General features: G+C 63.4%; 16 protein-coding genes and 1 tRNA gene. 8 read left to right on the forward strand and 9 right to left on the reverse strand.

Annotated features, from left to right (window positions below):
* The 6 genes from mepA (at position 1) to NKI63_RS25585 (ending at position 5,892) form a co-directional block, all read left to right on the forward strand.
* Positions 1 to 1,086: a penicillin-insensitive murein endopeptidase gene (mepA, locus tag NKI63_RS25560; protein WP_352509731.1), complete on the forward strand. Its 1,086-nt coding sequence runs from the start codon at positions 1 to 3 to the stop codon at positions 1,084 to 1,086.
* Between the two features lie 121 nt (positions 1,087 to 1,207).
* The gene (locus NKI63_RS25565) at positions 1,208 to 2,233 is read left to right on the forward strand and encodes a glucokinase (protein WP_352509719.1); all 1,026 of its coding nucleotides are present in this window, start codon (positions 1,208 to 1,210) and stop codon (positions 2,231 to 2,233) included.
* Between the two features lie 119 nt (positions 2,234 to 2,352).
* A complete protein-coding gene (locus tag NKI63_RS25570; protein ID WP_352509721.1) occupies positions 2,353 to 4,212 on the forward strand; it encodes an ABC transporter ATP-binding protein in 1,860 nt (619 codons plus the stop codon).
* Between the two features lie 20 nt (positions 4,213 to 4,232).
* Positions 4,233 to 5,057, forward strand: a complete 825-nt coding sequence (gene dapB / locus NKI63_RS25575; protein WP_352477091.1) for a 4-hydroxy-tetrahydrodipicolinate reductase — start codon at positions 4,233 to 4,235, stop codon at positions 5,055 to 5,057.
* Positions 5,058 to 5,113: 56 nt separating this feature from the next.
* The gene (locus NKI63_RS25580) at positions 5,114 to 5,734 is read left to right on the forward strand and encodes a 2,3-bisphosphoglycerate-dependent phosphoglycerate mutase (RefSeq protein ID WP_352823847.1); all 621 of its coding nucleotides are present in this window, start codon (positions 5,114 to 5,116) and stop codon (positions 5,732 to 5,734) included.
* 73 nt (positions 5,735 to 5,807) lie between these two features.
* Positions 5,808 to 5,892: transfer RNA gene (locus NKI63_RS25585), tRNA-Leu, on the forward strand.
* Between the two features lie 135 nt (positions 5,893 to 6,027).
* Here NKI63_RS25585 and NKI63_RS25590 read toward each other — a convergent pair.
* The 5 genes from NKI63_RS25590 to NKI63_RS25610 form a co-directional block, all read right to left on the reverse strand.
* On the reverse strand, positions 6,028 to 7,203 hold the full coding sequence (locus NKI63_RS25590) for a hypothetical protein (protein ID WP_352509724.1): 1,176 nt from the start codon (positions 7,201 to 7,203) through the stop codon (positions 6,028 to 6,030).
* 453 nt (positions 7,204 to 7,656) lie between these two features.
* Positions 7,657 to 8,064, reverse strand: a complete 408-nt coding sequence (locus NKI63_RS25595) for a lysozyme inhibitor LprI family protein (protein WP_352509726.1) — start codon at positions 8,062 to 8,064, stop codon at positions 7,657 to 7,659.
* Positions 8,061 to 8,726, reverse strand: coding sequence for a hypothetical protein (locus NKI63_RS25600; protein ID WP_352823850.1), 666 nt, complete (start codon positions 8,724 to 8,726; stop codon positions 8,061 to 8,063). Before NKI63_RS25600 ends, NKI63_RS25595 begins: the two co-directional genes overlap by 4 nt.
* A 32-nt stretch (positions 8,727 to 8,758) precedes the next feature.
* Positions 8,759 to 9,109 carry a hypothetical protein gene (locus NKI63_RS25605; RefSeq protein WP_502900510.1) on the reverse strand — a complete coding sequence of 117 codons (351 nt, stop codon included), beginning with the start codon at positions 9,107 to 9,109 and terminating at the stop codon, positions 8,759 to 8,761.
* Positions 9,110 to 9,934: 825 nt separating this feature from the next.
* On the reverse strand, positions 9,935 to 11,932 hold the full coding sequence (locus tag NKI63_RS25610; protein ID WP_352689823.1) for a transcriptional regulator: 1,998 nt from the start codon (positions 11,930 to 11,932) through the stop codon (positions 9,935 to 9,937).
* A gap of 247 nt (positions 11,933 to 12,179) precedes the next feature.
* On the opposite strand from NKI63_RS25610, the gene NKI63_RS25615 reads away from it, so the two are divergent.
* Together NKI63_RS25615 and NKI63_RS25620 are read left to right on the forward strand one after the other, a co-directional pair.
* Positions 12,180 to 13,265, forward strand: coding sequence for a PLP-dependent cysteine synthase family protein (locus NKI63_RS25615; RefSeq protein ID WP_352508625.1), 1,086 nt, complete (start codon positions 12,180 to 12,182; stop codon positions 13,263 to 13,265).
* Positions 13,266 to 13,290: 25 nt separating this feature from the next.
* Positions 13,291 to 14,778: a pyridoxal phosphate-dependent decarboxylase family protein gene (locus NKI63_RS25620; RefSeq protein ID WP_352689807.1), complete on the forward strand. Its 1,488-nt coding sequence runs from the start codon at positions 13,291 to 13,293 to the stop codon at positions 14,776 to 14,778.
* A gap of 49 nt (positions 14,779 to 14,827) precedes the next feature.
* On the opposite strand, the gene NKI63_RS25625 is transcribed toward NKI63_RS25620, so the two are convergent.
* From NKI63_RS25625 to NKI63_RS25640, 4 genes are all read right to left on the reverse strand, one after another.
* Positions 14,828 to 16,468 carry an ABC transporter substrate-binding protein gene (locus NKI63_RS25625; RefSeq protein WP_352823855.1) on the reverse strand — a complete coding sequence of 547 codons (1,641 nt, stop codon included), beginning with the start codon at positions 16,466 to 16,468 and terminating at the stop codon, positions 14,828 to 14,830.
* Positions 16,469 to 16,681: 213 nt separating this feature from the next.
* Complete coding sequence (locus NKI63_RS25630; protein WP_352823858.1) at positions 16,682 to 17,683, reverse strand: alpha/beta hydrolase; 1,002 nt, start codon at positions 17,681 to 17,683, stop codon at positions 16,682 to 16,684.
* Positions 17,684 to 17,699: 16 nt separating this feature from the next.
* Positions 17,700 to 18,377 carry an isochorismatase family protein gene (locus NKI63_RS25635; protein WP_352823861.1) on the reverse strand — a complete coding sequence of 226 codons (678 nt, stop codon included), beginning with the start codon at positions 18,375 to 18,377 and terminating at the stop codon, positions 17,700 to 17,702.
* A gap of 20 nt (positions 18,378 to 18,397) precedes the next feature.
* Positions 18,398 to 19,702 (reverse strand): M24 family metallopeptidase, encoded by a 1,305-nt coding sequence (locus NKI63_RS25640; RefSeq protein ID WP_352823863.1) that lies wholly within the window; start codon positions 19,700 to 19,702, stop codon positions 18,398 to 18,400.
* Positions 19,703 to 20,013 lie beyond the last annotated feature (311 nt).

A 20,013-nucleotide genomic window follows, 5' to 3' on the forward strand; every position in this document is an offset into this window, starting at 1 on the left:
ATGTTGAAGCGAGCCTTGCCCGGCAAAACGCTGCCGCTGACGGCAGCACTGGCCGTCGCCAGCTTGGCGGCGCTTGCAACGCAGCCAGGGAGCGCCGAGCAACGGGCAAAGGACCTGTTCGGCGCCAAAAAACTGCCGGCACTCGCAGCAGCGCAATCGATCGGCTTCTATTCCAAAGGCTGTTTTTCCGGCGGCGTCGCCCTGCCCCTGGACGGCCGGCACTGGGAGGTGATGCGACCGTCGCGCAACCGCCGCTGGGGCCATCCGGCAATGATCGCGCTGGTCGAGAAGCTGTCGCGCGATGCCGCTGCCGACGGCTGGCCGGGCCTGTTGATCGGCGACATCTCGCAACCGCGCGGCGGTCCGATGCTGACCGGCCATGCCTCGCACCAGATCGGCCTCGACGCCGACATCTGGCTGACGCCGATGCCCGACCGCAAGCTCTCGGCCGAAGAGCGCGAAAACATCAGCGCTACCTTGATGGTCGACGAAAAGACCCATCTGGTGAAGGACGGGCTGTGGACGCCGATGCATACGCGGCTGTTGAGGCGCGCCGCGAGCTATCCCGAAGTCGAGCGCATCCTGGTCAATCCCGGGATCAAGAAGAAGCTCTGCGACACGGTCAAAGGCGACCGTAGCTGGTTGCGCAAGGTCAGGCCGTTCTGGGGCCACGACTACCACTTCCACATTCGCATCAGCTGCCAGCCTGGGTCACCCGACTGCAAGGCGCAGGAAGCGACGGCGCCGGGCGATGGCTGCGACCAGGCACTGGCCTGGTGGTTCACCGAGGAGCCGTGGCGCCCCAACAAGAACCCGGACAAGCCGAAGGCACGCGACGTGATGACGATGGCGAACCTGCCCAGGCAATGCCAGTTCGTGCTCGACGCGCCGGCTCCGCCCTCGGCGGAAGCAGTCACCTACTATGGCGACGGCGTGCCGGTTGCGGCCGCACCTGCTCCTGCGGCAGAGCCTTCGCTGCCGCCGACGCTCGCAGCCGGCGCGGCAGCGCTTCCGGCCTCGGCGAACGCCTTTATGGCGACGCCCGAGTTCGGCATTCCGCTGCCGCGGCCACGACCGGGGCACTGATGCGGGCAGCGTGTTCGCTGTCTGCATCCGTGCATCTCCACTTCGAAAACCGATTTCCCTTTTTGCGGTCATGCGCTAGTCAACGAGAGAACGGCGATACGCGTCGGGAACGGACGAGAGCATGCCAGGCGTAAGCGACGACGACACTCTGTTGCGATTTCCGATCCTGATCGGCGACATAGGCGGCACCAATGCGCGCTTCTCGATCGTACTTGACGCGAATTCCGAGGCCGGCGAGCCGACCATCGTCCAAACCGCCAACTTCAATACGATCGACGAGGCGATCCAGTCGGCCGTGCTCGACCGCTCGTCGGTCCGGCCGAATTCAGCTGTGCTGGCGGTGGCCGGCCCTGTCGAGAGCGACGAGATCCCCCTCACCAATTGCCCATGGATCGTCAAGCCGAGACAGATGTTCGCCAGTCTCGGTCTCGGCGACGTCGTGGTGCTCAACGACTTCGAGGCGCAGGCGTTGGCTGTCGTCGCGCTCGGCGAAGAGCACATGGAAAAGATCGGCGGCGACGAGCCGGAACCGAATTCCGGGCGGGTGGTGCTCGGCCCGGGAACCGGGCTCGGCGTCGCCGGGCTGGTTTATGCGCTGCATCACTGGATACCGGTGCCCGGCGAGGGCGGCCATATGGATATCGGGCCGCGCTCGCCGCGTGATTTCGAGGTGTTTCCGCATATCGAGAAGCTCGAAGGTCGCATCTCCGGCGAACAGATCCTGTCAGGACGCGGCCTGGTAAACGCCTACCGGGCGGTGGCCAAAGCGGACGGCAAGCCGTCGCCCTTCACCACGCCTGCCGAGATCACCGCCGCGGCGCTGGCAAGGAACGATCCGGTGGCCGAAGAGGCGCTGTCGATCTTCGTCACCTGCCTGGGGCGCACCGCCGGCGACCTCGCTCTGGTGTTCATGAGCCGCGGCGGTGTTTTCCTCACCGGCGGCATCGCGCAAAAAATCCTGCCGGCGCTGCGGACCGGCAGTTTCCGCGCTGCCTTCGAGGACAAGGCGCCGCATAGCGCCCTGATGCGCAGCATGCCGGTCTACGTCATCACCCATCCGCTGGCGGCGCTTTTAGGGCTGGCCGCCTATGCCAGAAATCCGTCGCTGTTCGGCGTGCAGACGGCGGGGCGACGCTGGCGGATTTAGGACACAAGCTGCGCCGCGACGAAGTTTCGCCGTCCCCGGCCATAGGCAAGCCGCCATTGGGGCGTTAAGAGGTTGCCGAATTGCAGCCCGGCCGAACCGAAACCACAAAGCGCTCAAACGTGACACTTCCAGCACCAACCAAAGGGAAAGTCCGTCCCAGCGAGATCGTGGCTGTTATCCGCCGCATCATCGCCGAGAACAGCCGCGATTATCGCTGGTACTATGCTCTTGCCGTGCTGTGCCTGGTGACGATCGCGGCGACGACCGCCTTCACAGCGTGGATCATGAAGGATGTCATCGATCAGATCTTCTACCAACGGCGCGGCGATCTTATCGCGCTGATCAGCGTGTCGATCCTGGCCGCCTTCATGCTGCGCGGGCTGGCCAGCTACGGCCAGGCAGTGACGCTGGCCAAAATCGGCAACAATCTGGTAGCGCGCTATCAACGCCGCATCTTCGACCACCTGATGAAGCTCGGCGTCGGCTTCTTCAACGACACCCGCTCGGGCCGGCTCGCCGCGCAGATCAACGAGAACGTCAACGGCATCCGCGATCTCCTGTCGATGACGCTGACATCGCTGGCGCGCGATGCGGTATCGCTTGTCGCGCTGGTCGGCGTCATGATCTGGCAGGACCCGATGCTCTCCGCGATGTCGCTGCTGATCGGCCCGCCTTTGATCTACAGTGTCACCTATCTGATGCGCCGGGTGCGTCGCATCACCCGTGAATCGGTGCAGATCAACTCGCGGCTGATCGGCGCCATGCAGGAAGCAACGCAAGGCATCGCCATCGTCAAGGCCTTCACCCTGGAAGAAGAGCTGTCGCGCCGCATCGGCGGCCTCGTCGCCGGCGCCGAGCAGCGGGCAAACAAGATCGCCCGCGTCTCGGAACGGCTGACGCCGATCTCCGAAATGCTGGCCGGCTTCGCCGTAGCCGGCGTCATCGCCTATTCCGGCTACCGGGCGACCGTCGGCGGCCAGCCGCCGGGCGCGGTGTTTGCCTTCATCACCGCCCTGCTGCTTGCCTATGACCCCGCCAGGCGGCTGGCGCGCATGCAGGTCGGCATGGAAAAGTCGCTGGTCAATGCGCGCATGATCTACGAGCTTCTCGACCTCGAGCCGCAGCAGGGTGACGTGCCGGGAGCCGCCGAGGCGAAATTCACCTCTGGCGAAGTGCGCTTCAACAACGTGTCCTTTCGCTATGTCGAAGAAGCGCCGGTCCTGCAGGATTTGAGCTTTGTCGCCGCCGCCGGCAAGGTGACCGCCATCGTCGGCGCCTCGGGCGCCGGCAAGACGACGCTAGTTGCGCTGCTGCAGCGCTTCTACGACGTCGAGTCGGGCAGCATCGAAATCGACGGTCAGGACATTTCAAAGGTCACCAAGCATTCGCTGCGCGGCTCGATCGCTTATGTTTCGCAGCAGCCCTATCTGTTCGAAGGCACCATCCGCGACAACATCCGCTACGGACGTCTGAGCGCCACCGACGCCGAGATTGAACGCGCCGCGCAACAGGCCGCGGCCGACGATTTCATCCGCCAGCAGCCGCAAGGCTACGACACACCGGTCGGCGAGAACGGCGTGACGCTGTCGGGCGGCCAGCGCCAGCGTGTATCAATTGCACGCGCCATCGTTCGGCAGGCGCCGATTCTGCTGCTCGATGAAGCCACCTCGGCGCTCGACAACGAGGCCGAGGCCCGCGTCCAGGAAGCGCTGACCCATGTCATGGAAGGGCGCACCACCATCGTCATCGCGCACCGGCTGTCGACGGTGGTCAATGCCGACCATATTATCGTGCTGGAGCAGGGCCGGCTGGTCGAACAGGGCACGCATGCCTCGTTGATGGCCGACCCGCACAGCGTCTATGCGCGGTTCCACCGGGTGCAGGGCAGGAAAGGGCTGGGGCTTGTCGATGACGCCAAGCCAATCCAGACTGCGGCGCAAAATGGTCACGCGAAACAGGCGGCCGGGAGACATTCATGAGCGACACACCGACCGTCAACATCAATGAAACGGGGGAAATGGGCCTGGTGGTGGTGGGCGCGGCCGGCCGCATGGGCCAGGCGCTGATCCGCGCCATCCACACGATACCGGGTGCCCGCGTCGCCGGCGCCATCGAGCGGGCCGGCTCACCCCATATCGGCAAGGATGCCGGCGAGCTGGCCGGCGTCGGCAGGCTCGAGGTGGCAATCGGCGACGATCCGCTGCCGGCCTTCGCCAAGGCCGACGGCGTGCTCGATTTCACCACGCCGGCGGCGACCGTCGAATTCGCCGGCTACGCCGCGCAAGCGCGCATCGCCCATATCATCGGCACCACCGGCTGCTCGGCCGAAGACAATGCCAGGATCGCGGCCGCGGCGCGCCACGCGACGATCGTCAAGTCAGGCAATATGAGCCTCGGCGTCAATCTGCTGGCGGTGCTGGTTGAGCAGGCGGCGCGCGCGCTCGATGCCGACGATTTCGACATCGAGATCCTGGAAATGCACCACCGGCACAAGGTCGATGCGCCATCGGGCACGGCGCTGCTGCTCGGCGAAGCCGCCGCTGCCGGGCGCGGCGTAGCACTTGCCGGCAATGATGTTCGCGTCCGCGACGGCCATACCGGCGTGCGCAAGAGCGGCTCGATCGGATTCGCCAGCCTGCGCGGCGGCTCGGTGGTCGGCGACCACAGTGTGGTGCTGGCCGGTACCGGCGAGCGCATCACGCTTGCCCACCACGCCGAAGACCGGGCGATCTTTGCCCGTGGCGCGGTCAAGGCAGCCCTGTGGGCGCGCGGCCGCAAGCCGGGCCTCTATTCGATGCGGGACGTGCTCGGCCTGACAAGCTGATACAGACTTGGCTGATCCACAGATTTGGCTGATTCACAAAATTTGAAGGAGCAAATATGTCGAGAACTCTCGTGCTCGTGCGCCACGGCCAGAGCGAATGGAACCTGAAGAACCTGTTTACCGGCTGGCGCGACGTCGACCTGACCGAACTGGGTCATGCCGAGGCCAAGGCGGCGGGCGCCAAGCTCAGGGCGCGCGGCATGAAATTCGACATCGCCTTCACGTCGTCGCTGATCCGGGCGCAGAAGACCTGCCAGCATATTCTCGACGCCGTTGGCCAGAGCGAGCTCGAGACCATCCGCGACCAGGCGCTGAACGAGCGCGACTATGGCGATCTCTCTGGCCTCAACAAGGATGATGCGCGCAAGAAATGGGGCGAGGAGCAGGTGCATATTTGGCGCCGCTCCTACGACGTGGCGCCGCCCGGCGGTGAAAGCCTGAAAGACACCGGCGCGCGCGTCTGGCCCTATTACCTGCACGATCTGCAGCCGCATGTGCTGCGCGGCGGCACGGTGCTGGTGGCGGCACACGGCAATTCGCTGCGCGCGCTGATCATGGCGCTGGACGGCAAATCGGGCGAGGAGATCGTCAAGCTCGAGCTCGGCACCGGCGTGCCGGTCATCTATACGCTCAACGCCGATTCGACGGTGGCATCGAAGGAAGTGCTGGAGCATTGAGGCGGAGAAGGCACGCGGCATTCAAAAAAGCGCGTTGACACTCATCCCTCGCCCGCTTAATGAGCGCGCACCAGCCCAGATGGCGGAATTGGTAGACGCGCACGGTTCAGGTCCGTGTTCCGCAAGGAGTGGAGGTTCGAGTCCTCTTCTGGGCACCAAATTCCCGTTTCGGACCGTTTGATATGGTTCGGAGACTTCAAGAAAAAGCCCGGTTTTGCCGGGCTTTTTTGTTGTTTCATGGCCTTTTGGGGTCCGGCCGGGTGAAGTGCTGCCCTTGCTGTTAAACGTGCCGGTTAGCGACAACAGACATTGCGGACGTAAGTGTTGCCATAAGTAACGTAGGCGTCGTCGGGGATCGCCCCGTTTTCCTTCATCGCCTTAGCTAGGTCCTTAGCGGCATCCTGGGCATAGGTGCCGCGTAACGTAATGGCGAACCACCCGTTGGTGGCGAGGTAGGCGACAAGCGGGATTGATGCCGATCGCACATAGGCCTCCGTCTCGGCGAGATTGTCGAAGCTCTTGACCTGGATATGACGCTGTCCGAAGGGGCCGCTCTCATACTGGTCGACGTAGACCCAGGTGTCATGCATGTAGCCGACCTGACCGCCTGCACGGACACGGTACCATCGCTCGACATTACCCAAGATCACGACTGCGCTGCCGTTTCGCACATTTGCGAGCGTGGCGGATTTTACCTCTGGGAGGGCCTTTAAAGGCGCCGCGCCCTGGGAGCGGAGAATACGGCCCGAGCGGGCTTGAGGAATAACGAGTGAAGGATTCGTGGAAGCAGGTGGCAAAGAGGCGACAGGCGGTTGTAACGGCGCTTGCTGGGACGATGGCGTCGAGGATGGTGCCTGGTTTGCGACCTGCGGCCAGCTTGCTTCGGGTTCCAAGGTAACGACCTTGTACTTAGCCATCTCGCTCCTAGAAAGATAACGTATGTCGTCACTGTCATATTGCAGCGAAAGCTGAAGCAGAGCGGGATCCACGCCCATTTCGATCATGTAGGTGATGATGTCGGCGGTCATTTGCTGGATGCCGGAAACGGCGTCCTTGCTGTTTACGGGAATGTCGCCACTGAATGAGGATCTATGGACGCCGATGGAACCCGGCTCGGCAAAGCGCACAACGCCACCAAGGAACGCCAGGGAACAGGCCGAAGCACACTCGACAGCCCTGAATTGAGCCGTGCTAAGGCGCAGCCTACGAATAAGGCGGCCAAGCTCCATAGCCTTCTGGATATTGCCGCCGGGGGACTGGAAGGTGACAGCGACTGATGCATTGGACCGTGCCAGTGCCTCGAAAACCGATAGGTCGTCCTGATACGAGAAATCACCCGACACGAGGATATACTGAAATCCGGAGTCGGTCTGCCCGGCTTGAAACTGCAAACCGGCATGCGCCACCGGAGCGCCCAGCAGCATCGATGCAAAACACAACAAGACACGAACGAAAGAGATGCGAGACATGGCCCATAATACCCCCAAAGTAGCCTAGCTTCGGCGGACGACACTGTCGAATCCTCGTTGCAGATTTGGTGAGAGCAACTTGAAGTTTTGCCTTTGTCGCGACCACTAGTAAGGCGCGCCGCCATCACGCCAGCCAATCCGCCTGGTGCCTTGCCGAAACGGGCCTCGGCGTCGGGCTCGAAAACGTAAGGGATTGAAGAAATCGTCGGCACAGTACCGCAGCGTCTTGCTCAGAGAGGCGCCATTTCCTGACTGTCACTGGTCTCCGGTTATGCCTATCCGTCCGGGTTAGGTAGCGATCTGTCGTTGCGGTAGCGCACAGTGGACCGTCGATGAAATCGCCGTTGAGCCAATTGTCCGCACTGCCCTGGCGCGCCTCGCATCCTTTCATGCCCGGTGGCGACGCCACGCTCGCCGCCGGCGTCATCGTGATCAGATCAGCTGTGGCGTGTGTCAGTTCGCGGCCGGAACAGGGCAGCTCATGTCGCCCTCCTGGCAGTTCAGATAGCCTTCGAAATCTTTGGCACGGGATTGCGTAAGGCCGTCCATGCACTGCGCGATGAGCATTGGCATCATGCTTCCTCCGGCCGCTCCCGCGGTCTGGAAACTGCACTCCGCGTCGCGAAACTTGCCCCAATCCCGCTGTGCCTGAACAAGAAGCTTCTTGGTATCCGCATCGTTCTTCAGGCGGGCTTCGATCTGCTTGTAAAGCTCGTTGAGCTTCTTGTCGGATTTCTGAAACTCGGCACCGAAGCACTGGTTCATGGTGGCCTGATCCTTGGCATCGGCGCACTTGTCCTCGGCGAAGGCGAAAGTCGGCATGGCCGGAACCACGGCAGCAATCAGTATTGCGGTTTTCATCGATTTCCCTTTCCGGTTGCAGTCAAGCTCTTAAGTTGCTCAGCCCCGCCCCATGTCCTCTTCAGCTGTCCGTCATTGCCACGGTCAGCCGTGCCCATGGCGTGATTATCTGGTTTTCGTTGGATCAGCTTTGTCACCTTCGGAGACCGTGACACGACTTCCATCACGCCGGAATAGTTGTTCTCCTCATGCGCCAACGGCGTCGGCGGCAAATCTCCACCGATCACCATCATTCCGTAACTTGCTCGGCAAAACACTTTGCCAGATCTTGCGGCGCCGAGCTTCTTCGCCCAGGATACCAGTTCAGGTTTTTCCGACGGCTCGGCATAGCCGCCCCAGACGTCGCGGAACTGCTTTTTTCCATCGACTGTCTGGAAGAACATCACACCGTCGTCGCTCACGGGCGTGGAGACGTAAGCGGCGCTCCAGTTGCCGTTCTCTATGATCGTGATGAACTTCACCCGAGCGGGCTTGACCTTGTTGTTCAACGCCGAGGCGACGAGAGATGCATATTCCTGCTTGCGCGCCTTCGTCGCTTCGACCTTTATGCCGTCGCAGGCGCTACCCGCAGCGAAGGCGGATGTCAGCGTCATTCCCAGCCCCGTGAGGCCAACTATAACGATTTTGGCATGTCGCCGGACCAGGCCGCTGAATTCAGACATAATTGGCTTCCTCTTTTTCGCCCCGGAGTCCCTTATTCGGAATCGTCATCGTCCGATGAACTGTCATCGTCCGGTGTATCGACCTCGCAGCCGATGCCGCGGCAGCCTTGGTAGTTGCCTTGCGTATCGAAGGTGGGATTGCCTTCGTTGTCGTACTGCGGTCTGTCGTCGATGCTTTGATCCCCGTCATCAGGATCGTCGACTTTACATCCGAGCCCATGGCAGCCGATGTAACGGCCCCTGGTATCGAAGTTGGGATTGCCGTTCCTGTCGAACTGCGGCCGGTCATCAATCTTTCGGCCGGCTTTGTGGGGCGGATCAACCAGGCAGCCCTTTCCGCGACAATCATCGTAATCGTCGGTGGTACAACCGGCGATCGCCATCACAGCAGTGGCCAAGGCCGCACAGATTACGAATTTCATGGTTCATTCCTCCGACTGGCTGGCGGACATCGTCCATATCGGAAGGCCGTTGCAGGCGGCGATCCCCGCCTTTGCCGCGGAGTCTGGCGCCAATCGGAGGAGGGCAAAGCTTCGCCGGCTATCAAACGAGAGCCAGGCTGTGGGCGACGCATTCGACGACTTAGCCGATGGTTGTCGTAATCTCTAACGTCGGAGGGAACGCTCCCGGCGGGGGCCGCCGCATTAGCGAATGTCAATATGCCTCTCCATGCTTAGTGCCCCGTCCGCCCAAGCATGTTTCAACAATCCGCTGACGCGGCTGTGCCTCCAAGAAATTGCATCCGAGTCCGCCTGTGACAAGGACAAATCCCAATATCGCAGGATTGAATTTGGCAGATGCTTAATATTTCGGAATCAGCACCGGTTATCTTAGCAGACACTGAAACATTCGTCTCCAGCACGATTACGGAACGTTCCATTAGCTTTGCTTCTCGTTGATACAAGTAATGCTCCATATCGTTGTGACTTTTGCGCCAGCTCTACGAAAAGACGCGACGAGACCACTTCTTATAAGATCGCCCTAATCGCGATCTATTGTGGTATTTTTTTTCGAACCCAGCCCAACCCGTTGCGGGGGCCGAAAGAAACGCCGCCCCTTTGCCGACTTTTCGTACTGGCCGTCGGGCCAAGCGACGGCAAACATCCTCAAGGTCAGCCTGACGATGCGCCTTGGCTGCGGACATGACGATGTTTCGTGGCGCCAGCCGCGATGAGCGGTTTAGAGAGCCGGACGAACCACGCCTTGTCTCACCCCAGCCCGATCCGCTTGGCGCCTTGCCGGAACAGCGCCTCGGCGTCCGGCTCGAAGCGAAAGGTGCCGATGAAATCGTCGGCGCAGTAGTTCGGCAGCATCTTGCGCAGCGCAGCGGCGAAACTTCGTGCCTCGCTCAGCCGCCCCGCCAGCGCAAGGCAATGCGCGGCAATCGCCAGGATGATGGCATGGGCGTTGGGACGGGCGGCTGCTTTCAGCGCCCATTCGGCGGCCTCGTCGAACTGGCCAAGCCGGACATGCGACATCGCCCTGGCGCCCAACATGCCGAACAGCAGCGGATCGAAGGGACTTAGATGCCTGGAATGGTCGGACGAGCCGATCGCGGCCTGCGGGTCGCCGGACTGCGAATGGACGAATGACAGCGCATAGTGGCCGAGCGCGAAATTCGGGCTGAGGTCTACGGCGCGTTCGAGCTCGGTGAGGGAGCCGTCCTGTTCGCCGCGCAGCCACAGCGCCCGCCCCATGGCCCAGTGAGCGGCTGGATTGTGATCGTCGACGAGCAGGCTCTGGCCGGCTGCCTCGAAGGCCAAGGCGCTTTCCTGGTCGCGGTCGCCCCAACGCTGGAAGGCATTTTGCCAATGGGTGAAGGAGAGGCCGGCATAGGCGCGGGCGAAGGTCGGATCGAGCTTCAAGGCCGTGTCGAAGAAATGCCGGGCCTGCTCGTTTTCCGTGCGGGTGAAGCGATACATGTGCCAGAGCCCGCGATGGTAGGCTTCCCAGGCGTTCAGCGAATTGGGCGCCTTCAGCATGGCGCGGTTGCGCTCGACGGTTTCGATCTCGGCCGAGATCGACGAGACGATGCTGTTGCCGATGTCGTCGAGCACGGTAAAGATGTCGTCCGGTCTGCGCTCGAACGTCTCGGCCCAGACGATCCTGGCCGTGCGCACCTCGACAAGTTCCACGCTGACCACGACGCGGGCTGCCTGGCAGCGTACCGTGCCGGTGGCGACATAGTCGACGTTGAGCCGGCGGCCGGCGTCCTCCGGCGCAATGTTTTTTTCGGCGAGCGCAAACACCGAGCCGCGTGCGATGACGAAAAAGTCCCTGAGCTTGGCCAGGCGGGTGATGATGTCGTGGGTGAGGCCGTCGGCCAATCCACCGCGCGGGCCGCCGACAGCCGCCTCTTCGGCAAACGGCATCACGGCGAGCGAAGCCTTCTGCGATGCAGCAGTATCGGAACGGGGAGGCACAATTGACGCGTGGGGGGCCGCGGGTACGAGTGAAGGTCGCGCCCAGAGCGCTGCTGCAGGTCGTTCGCCGCGGATCGTCCGCCATGCCTCACGAACGGCTCCGAAATCCAGATCCTCTGAAGCAAACAGCCGCGCCGCGGAAGCGAGATGTTCCTCGCCCGCGCCAAACTGGCCGCGCTGCGCCAGCCTTTTCAGAAGAGCCACATGCGCGCGCCCGTCGAACGGAGCGAGTTCCAGCCATTTGTCCAGATGCGAGGACATTTCGTCGGCATCCGCCGGAAGCTTGTTGACGAGGTGTTCCAGGATTGCGGCGTGCCAGGAGCTGAAGCGGCGGCGCTGAGCGATCAGCCAACCGTTAAAATGCGGGCTGCGGTCGATCTCCAGCCCATCGAGAAAATCGCCGGCGAACATTCCGGAAAGAGCCTGCAGCCGCTCCAGACCGAGCGTCTCAACGCCCTTGGCGGCGGCCGAAGCTATGTCGACAGCGTCGACGGAAGCACCTCTCAGATCAAGCGCGATCGTGTCGCCTGGTGTCTCGACCCTGCGATGGTGCGGTTCATCGAGGATGCCTCTAAGCTTGCTCAAGCACCAGCGAAGCTCGCCGCGCGGGTCGTTCGGCACATCCCACAAAAGCTCGCAGAGGCGGCTGCGGCCGACCGGATGCGGCGCCAGCGCCAGATAGGCGAGCAGCGCACGCAGCTTGCGCGATTTTGGGAGCTGGATGATGATGCCGTTGCGTGCGATCGTCAGCGGTCCGAGCAGACGCACGGAAAGACCGGCCATCTCGCCGCCGAGGCTCGATCGGGCGGATTCCACGTAAGTTTCCACGCCTGCTCCCACGCTGGCCAGTCGGCCTTTGTTTTATCACCAAACGTGACACGGTGCATCCGGCAGCGAATTCCCGCGCCGGATGCTGGCATTGCCGGGAGGCAGATGTAGCGTGGCAAGGTCTCGAAACCTCGCCGCCCAAGCCACCGGTCTGTAACCGGCCCGTGACGACAAGAGACAACGACAACGCGAGGAGATCGACATGTTGCATCAACAGAAAATCAGAACCACCGCCGGGCGCGGCCGTCTGTTCGACAGCATTCTCGACACGGTCGGCGATACGCCGGTGATCCGCATCAATAATCTCGGACCGGACCATGCCACGATCTATGTGAAGGCCGAATTCTTCAATCCCGCCGCCTCGGTAAAGGACAGGCTGGCACTCAACATCATCGAGGAGGGCGAGCGCAGCGGCGCCTTGAAGCCGGGCCAGACCGTGGTCGAGGCGACCAGCGGCAACACCGGCATCGGCCTTGCCATGGTTTGCGCCCAGAAGGGCTATCCGCTGGTGGTGACGATGGCCGACAGTTTTTCCATCGAACGCCGCAAGCTGATGCGCATGCTGGGCGCCAAGGTGGTGCTGACGCCGCGCGCCCAGAAGGGTTTTGGCATGTACACGAAGGCGGTGGAGCTCGCCGAGGCCAATGGCTGGTTCCTTGCCCGCCAGTTCGAGACCAAGGCCAATGCCGCCATTCACGAAGCGACCACGGCGCGCGAGATCATCAACGATTTCGCCGGCTCGCGGCTCGACTGTTTCGTCACCGGCTATGGCACGGGCGGCACCGTCGCCGGCGTCGGACGCGTGCTGCGCCGCGAGCGGCCGGAGACCCGGATCGTGCTCGCCGAACCGGCCAATGCGCAGCTTATCGGCAGCGGCAAGCCGCAGCAGCGCGGCGCCGGCGGCGCGCCTGCCGCCAGCCATCCAGCGTTCGAGCCGCATCCGATCCAGGGCTGGACGCCCGACTTCATTCCGGACGTGCTGCAGGAGGCGATCGATACAAGCCTCTACGACGACGTGGTGCCGATTGCCGGGCCCGAGGGCATGAAATGGGCCAAGGCGCTGGCGCAGAAGGAAGGGATTTTCACCGGCATCTCCGGCGGGGCGACCTTCGCGGTGGCGCGGCAGATCGCGGAAAAGGCGCTACCCGGCTCGGTGATCCTGTGCATGCTTCCCGACACCGGCGAGCGTTACATGACCACGCCGCTGTTCGACGGCATCGAAGCGGAGATGGACGCCGAGGAGACCGCGCTTTCGCAGTCGACGCCCGGCTGCCAGTTTCCGGCGTGACGGCGGCACATCGGGAGCGGCCTGCATGGACACGAAACCTGGATTGGCCGTCACGGCCAGCGAGGAAACGCTTGACCCCTCGAACTGGGCCGATGTGCAGGTCCTGTCGCATCGGATCGTCGACGATGCCGTCGCTTACCTGCGCGATGTCAGAGAGCGTCCGGTGTGGCAGGAGATGCCGGTCGATGTGAGGACCTTCTTCACATCGCCGCTGCCGCGTTCGCCGGCGCCGCTGGCAGAAATCTATGGCGACGTCACCAGGAGCTTGATGCCCTATCCGATGGGCAACATCCATCCGCGCTTCTGGTCCTGGTATATGGGCTCGAGCAATTTCACCGGCGCGCTCGGCGATTTCCTGGCGGCGATCCAGGGCTCCAACCTCGGCGGCGGCAACCATTCCGCCGCGCTGATGGACAACCAGGTCGTCGACTGGTGCAAGGACATGATGGGCTTTCCGCAATCGGCCAGCGGCACACTGGTCAGCGGCGGCTCGATGGCCAACATCATCGGTCTGACCGTGGCGCGCAACGCCAAGGCCGGCATCGACATACGCGAGCACGGCGTTGCTGGCATCGACAAGCCACTGCGTTTCTACGGCTCCGACCAGCTTCACTCCTGTCATCGCAAGGCGATGGAGGCGCTCGGCCTCGGCAACCGGGCGCTGCGCCGCATCCCGAGCGATGCCGGGCTGCGGATCGACATCGCTGCGTTACGGGCGGCGATCGCCGAGGACCGTGACGCCGGTTTCAAGCCGGCCTGCGTGATCGGTACGGCCGGCACGGTGAACACCGGCGCAATCGACGATCTGCAAGCGCTGGCCGACCTGGCGGCAAAAGAGGATCTGTGGTTTCACGTCGATGGCTGCATCGGCGCCTTGCTTGCGATTGCGCCGGACAATTCGCATCGCGTTGCCGGCATCGAGCACGCCCACTCAATCGCGCTGGATCCGCATAAATGGCTGCACGCGCCCTTCGAGGTCGGCTGCGCGCTGATCCGGGATGCCTCCGCGCATCGCCGCACGTTCGCGGTGACGCCGGAATATCTGGAATCGACGCCGCGCGGCCTGGCCTCCGGCCAATGGCTGCACGACTACGGCTTGCAGACCTCACGCGGCTTCCGGGCGCTGAAGGTGTGGATGGCGCTGCGAGAACACGGCATCGAAAAGTTCGGCCGGCTGATCGACCAGAACATCGCGCAAGGGCATTATCTCGGTGAGCTGATCGAGGCCGAACCGGCGCTCGAGCTGGTGGCGCCGGTGAACATCAACATCGTCTGCTTTCGCTATCGCGCCGATGGGTTGGACGCTGAGCGCCTGAAAGCGCTCAATACCGAGATCATGCTGAGGCTGCAGGAAGAAGGCATCGCCGCCATTTCCGACACGACGGTGCATGGCCAGCATTGCCTCAGGGTCGCCATCAACAACCACCGTACCCGGCGTGACGATCTGGACCTGCTGGTGCGGGAAACGGTGCGCCTCGGGCGGGAGATTTCAAGGGCGGGCACCGCCGGCTGACGCCGGCTTCCGCTGCCTTGGGCGCCGGCTTTCCGTCGGGCGGCACGAGTCACGCCTCGAGCCAAACCTTCTCGAAATGCTGCTCGAGCGACTGGTGCTGCTCGCAGCCATGGACGCCCTTGCGGTAGGTGCGGTAGACCGAGCGCCAGTAGGGCTGGATGATAATGCCGGAATCGCGGAGATTCTGCTCGATCTTCGCCATGATCTCCTTGCGGTCGCCGGCATCGGGCATCGCCAGCGCCTTGTCGAGTAGGCTGTCGAATTCCGGATTGGCGTAAGCGCTCTCGTTCCAGGCGGCGCCCGATTTGTAGGCCAGCGCCAGCACCTGGATGCCCAGCGGCCGGCCGAGCCATTCGGTGCAGGAGAACGGATATTTGCTCCAGTCGTTCCAGAAGGTGGCGGCCGGCAGCACCGTGCGCTTGATCTTCAGCCCAGCCTCGCGCATCTGCGCTGCGATGGCGTCGCCGGTGGTCTTTTGCCAGTCGACGTCGACCGAAATGAGCTCGTATTCGTGATCGGCCTTGCCGGCCTCGGCGAGCAGGGCCTTGGCTTGATCGATGTTGCGCACGGCTGGGCCGATATCCGCATATTCGGGATGCATCGGCCCGACATGATGGTTCTCGGCCGGCTTGCCGCGGTTGTCCATGCCGATCTTCAGCACAGCGGCGTTGTCGACGGCGAGCTGGGCGGCGCGGCGCACCTTGATGTCGTCATAGGGCGGATTGGCGACATTGAAACGCGCGACGATCGTCGAGCCGGTGGCGATCTCGGAATTGCTCAGGCCCATCGAGTCGGTCTGCGCAACCGTGTCGGAGGCGGTTTCGTGGTCGGTGTCGATCTCGCCCGATTCGAAGGCCGACAGCATGGCGTTGGGGTCGGAGCCGTAGTCGACCCATTTGATGCCGTCGAGGTAGAACTCGCCCTTCCACCATGGCTTATCCTTGCGGCGGACTTCGGCGCCGACCTCGGCGTCCCATGCCACGAGTTCGCACGGCCCGGTGGTGATCGCCAATGCCTTCAGCGGGTCGCCGTCGCCTTCATAGCTGCGATGCATGATCAGCGCCGGATAGTCGGCCATGCCGGCAATCAGCGAGATGTCGGGCTTGGGCAAATTGAGCCGCACGGTGAAGTCGTCGACGCGTTCGATGCCGCCGTCGACGGCTTTCTTGGTGTCCGCGTTGACCAGCGCGCCGATCCGCGCGGCGACAGAATTGCCGGCGACGGACGCATCGCACCAGCGCGTCAGATTGTGAATGACATCGTCGGCGTTGAAGGTGTCGCCATTCGACCAGTTGACGCCTTTGCGGACATGCAGCGTCAGCACGCGGGCATCGTCGCTGGTCTCCCAGCTCTCGAGCAGCCATGGCTCGAAGGTGAAGTCGCGGTTCCAGCGTACCAGATATTCATTACACTGGCGGGCGACGTTGGACATCTCGACGCCGTCGAAGGTGCGCGGATCCTTCCAGCCCTTGACGTTCATGGCAACGCGCAAGACGCCGCCGCGCTTCGCCTCCTCGGCCCTGGCCGGTGACGGAGCAAGCCCGCCAAGCGCCAGCGCGCCGGCAGCGCTGACACCAAACGCGGCCATGGTGGCGAGATATTCGCGCCGGTTCATCTGGCCCTTCTTGAAGCCGTCGGCGACGGGCGCGGCCTGCGGATGCAATTTCCGATCGGTCAGCATGAACTTCATCGTCGTTCCCTCTTTGTTGGGCGCCTCCGACCGACCGCGCCGCGGGGGGTGGATGCGTTTCGCAGGGGCGCCTTACGTCAGGTTATGATAATGCTGGCCTGAGCGGGCAAGTGTTCGGGTTTCCGCAGTTGTTGTGCGCTGTTCCGCAGTGGGGAGCTTGAGGAGAGCGGATTTCTCCGCTTGCCTGGCCGGCATGAGAGCCGCACTCCGCCGTCACTCCGGCCACTTGCGCCCACCCAGCGCGGCTATAGCCGCGACGATGCGATCAAAGGCCTCGCCGGCGCGCGGCACGGTCTTGCGGGCGCGCAGGAAACTGTGCACGAGGCGCGGCTCCTCGCGCCACCATGCCTTACCGCCGGCGGCAAGGATGCGGTCGCGATAGGCCTGGCCGTCCGATGACAGCGGATCGCATTGCGCGGTGACGATGACCGTCGGCGGCAGGCCGGAGAAGTCGCTATCGTTAAGTGGCGAAAATGTCGGGTCGTCCGGCGACTGCCCCTTCGCTGCCCGGATATGGCGGTAGAATTCGACGTCCCGCAACGTCAGCAGCGGTGCCTCGGCGTGCTCGATATAGGAGCCGGTGCGCGCTTTGCCGTCCAGCTCTGGGCCGTCTAGCTCGTCACCGCCGAGCTCGGGATAGATCAGCACCTGGCCGATCGCGCGGCGAGGATGGCGGCGCGTCGCCTGCGCCACTGCTGCGGCCAGGTTGCCGCCGGCGCTTTCGCCGCAGAGCACGATGGGCAGTTCGGTCGTCGCCGCAGCCCATTCGAATACGGCCAGCGCATCCTCGAAGGCCGCAGGATGCAGATGTTCCGGCGCCAGCCGGTAGTCGGCGGACAGCACGGCAAAGCCGGTGCCGGCGCAGATCTCGGCGCAGATGTCGTCATGGCTGTCGAGCCCGCCAAGCACGAAGCCGCCGCCGTGATAATAGACAACCATCGCCTGCGGTGCCGTTCCCGCCATCTGGTAACGCCGGACCGGGATCGCACCGTCGCCGACGCTGCTGTCGCTGGCCTTGACGCCGGGTGGATAGGGCTCGCGAAACGCCCGGCACATGGCATCATAGACCGCCCGCTGCCTGTCGATCGGCATGTAGACGATTTCGGGCGGATACCACTCGTTGACCCGGTCGATATAGGCCCACAGCTCCGGATCGAGCAGCGTCAGGTATTTTCCGCGGTCTGTCGTTTCGGGTCGCTCGGCTTCGGTGACCATCGCGGCGCGATTCCGCTCAGAGCTCGGCATAGAGGCGGTCGGCGTTTTCGTAGCTGAAACGCAGCGGCACCGAGCCCTCGACCTGCCAGGCATCGACCGTCTCGCCTGCCAGCAGCCGGCAGGCGGCCTCGGTGGTGGTGACGGCACCGCCATAGAGCCGGTTGGCGAGGTTGAGGATGGCCGTCTGGTGCATCGCCGTGCTGCCGCTGCCGCAGGCATCCTTGACCAGCAGCACGCGAAACCCGAGCGCCACCGCATCTTTGACGGTGGCATCGATGCAGGCCTCGGTCCAGACGCCGGCAACGACCAGCCACTCGATGTCGTCGGCCTTGAGCCGCCCGGCGGCAGCCCCTCCACCAAAGGCGCTGGCCTGCGTCTTGACCAGCATCGTCTCGCCGGCTGCAGGCGCCACTTCCGGACAGATCGCCGTCAGCGGATCGTCCTTGTCGGAAAAGGCCGACTTGCCGTTGGCCTCGACCGGGTGGAACGGCCGTGCCGTGGCGAGATCGACGACATAGGCCCAGTGATACAACGGCACATGATTGGCCCGTGCCGCTGCCTGCAGCCGCTGGACGTTGGCGAGGATGTCGCCATAGCCTTCGACCAGATAGCGCTTGTCCCGCCGATGCTCCTCCTGGAGATCGATGAACACCGCCGCCGCCTTGCCGCGCTTGATCGAGATCGGGCTTTTCATGCAAAACTGCCTGTCAGCACTCAAACCTGCCTGTCAAGGAAATCGTCCTCATAGGGGAAGCGCGACAGAAGTTCTGTGCCGGTCTCGGTGATCAGGATCTCGTCCTCCAGCTTGACGCCCTCGCGGCCGCCCTTCTCGCCGATATAGCTCTCGACGCTGACCACCATGCCGGGCACGATGACCCCGTCGCGGCCATAGGTCTCGTAGTCCATGGCATGCGCGATGAACGGCGTCTCGCCATGCATGCCGACGCCGTGCATGACCGAGGTATAGCGCTGGTCGACGAAGCGGTCCGGGATCTTCCAGGCCTTTTCGGCAATCTCGCGAAACGCCATGCCGGGCTTGACGACCCCGATATTGTGCTGAACCTGGTCGTGCGCCATCTTGTAGAGCGACTTCTGGTAATCCGTCGGCCTGCCCGGGCCGCAGCGGAAGGTGCGCGAGAAATCCGAATAATAGCCGTAGCAGCCGATCGTGTCGGTATCGAGCGCCAAGAGTTCGCCCGGCCTGATTTTGCGGCCGCTCGCTTCGTTGAACCAAGGATTGGTGCGCTGGCCCGAGGTCAGCAAACGGGTTTCGATGAACTCGCCGCCCTGCCGGATCACCTCGCCATACATGATGGCGAACAGCTCGTTTTCGGAAACGCCGGGCTTGATCGCCTCGCGCACGGCATAGACGGCGGCCTCGGCGCCGGCCATCGACACCTGCAGGCATTTTACTTCCTCGGGTGTCTTGACCGCACGCACCGCCAAAATCTCGCCCTGGCAATCGCGGACGTCGCAGCCGCGCTTTTCGAGCGCCAGCGCCTGCAGATGGCTGCAGCGGTCGAGGCCGAGCTTCATCGAGCCGCCGCCATGCGCCTTGAGCAAATCGGCGATCTCGTCGGCGAAGGGACCCGCGGTTTCGTCGTCGCGGCCCGACACCGAAGACCATACCAGCTTGGACGGACGCGCCTCGTCGATCGTGTCGAGCGCCATCGAGACATGGTAGCTCTGCGGATATTCGAACAGCACGATCGGCCCTTCGGTGGGGATGAAGAAATAGCGCGTCGAGTTGCGCAGGAAATAGCCGAACATGTTGCGCGAACCGGTGGCGTAACGCTGGTTGTAGGGGTCGAACAAAACGGCGCCGCCATAGCCGGCCTCGCGCATCCAGGCACGCAGCCTGGCAAGGCGCCCCTTGCGCAGCGCGTCCGCGTCGATGAAGGACGGCTCGGTATCGGACAGCCACATGCCGCCGGCCGGATCGGCCGCCGCCGGATGGCGCATGCGATCCTTGAAATCGACGTCCTCGGTGCTGTCGGGGTCAAAAACGACAATGCTCATAGGTGCCTCCTGGAAGCGGCGACGATGAGCCATGCGTTGCGCAGAGGCTGTGCGGAATCCCGCGAATGTCGTGCGAGATACCGCTAGAAGCCGTGCTTAGCGCTCTAGGGCGCCCCCCTCTGCCCTGCCGGGCATCTCCCCCTCAAGTGGGGAGATCGGACGTCACTTCGGCTTTCGCCAATCACCAACGGAGCAAAACGAGCTGAACAGTGAAGCTGCCAATCTCCCCCCTGTTTGGACCGGGGACATCGCGAACAGGTGTGCGAGGACATCGCGAACAGTTTGGCGCGCTTTGCGCTGGGGGGTTCGGG

The organism is Mesorhizobium sp. M0410, assembly GCF_040321435.1.
GTDB lineage: Bacteria > Pseudomonadota > Alphaproteobacteria > Rhizobiales > Rhizobiaceae > Mesorhizobium.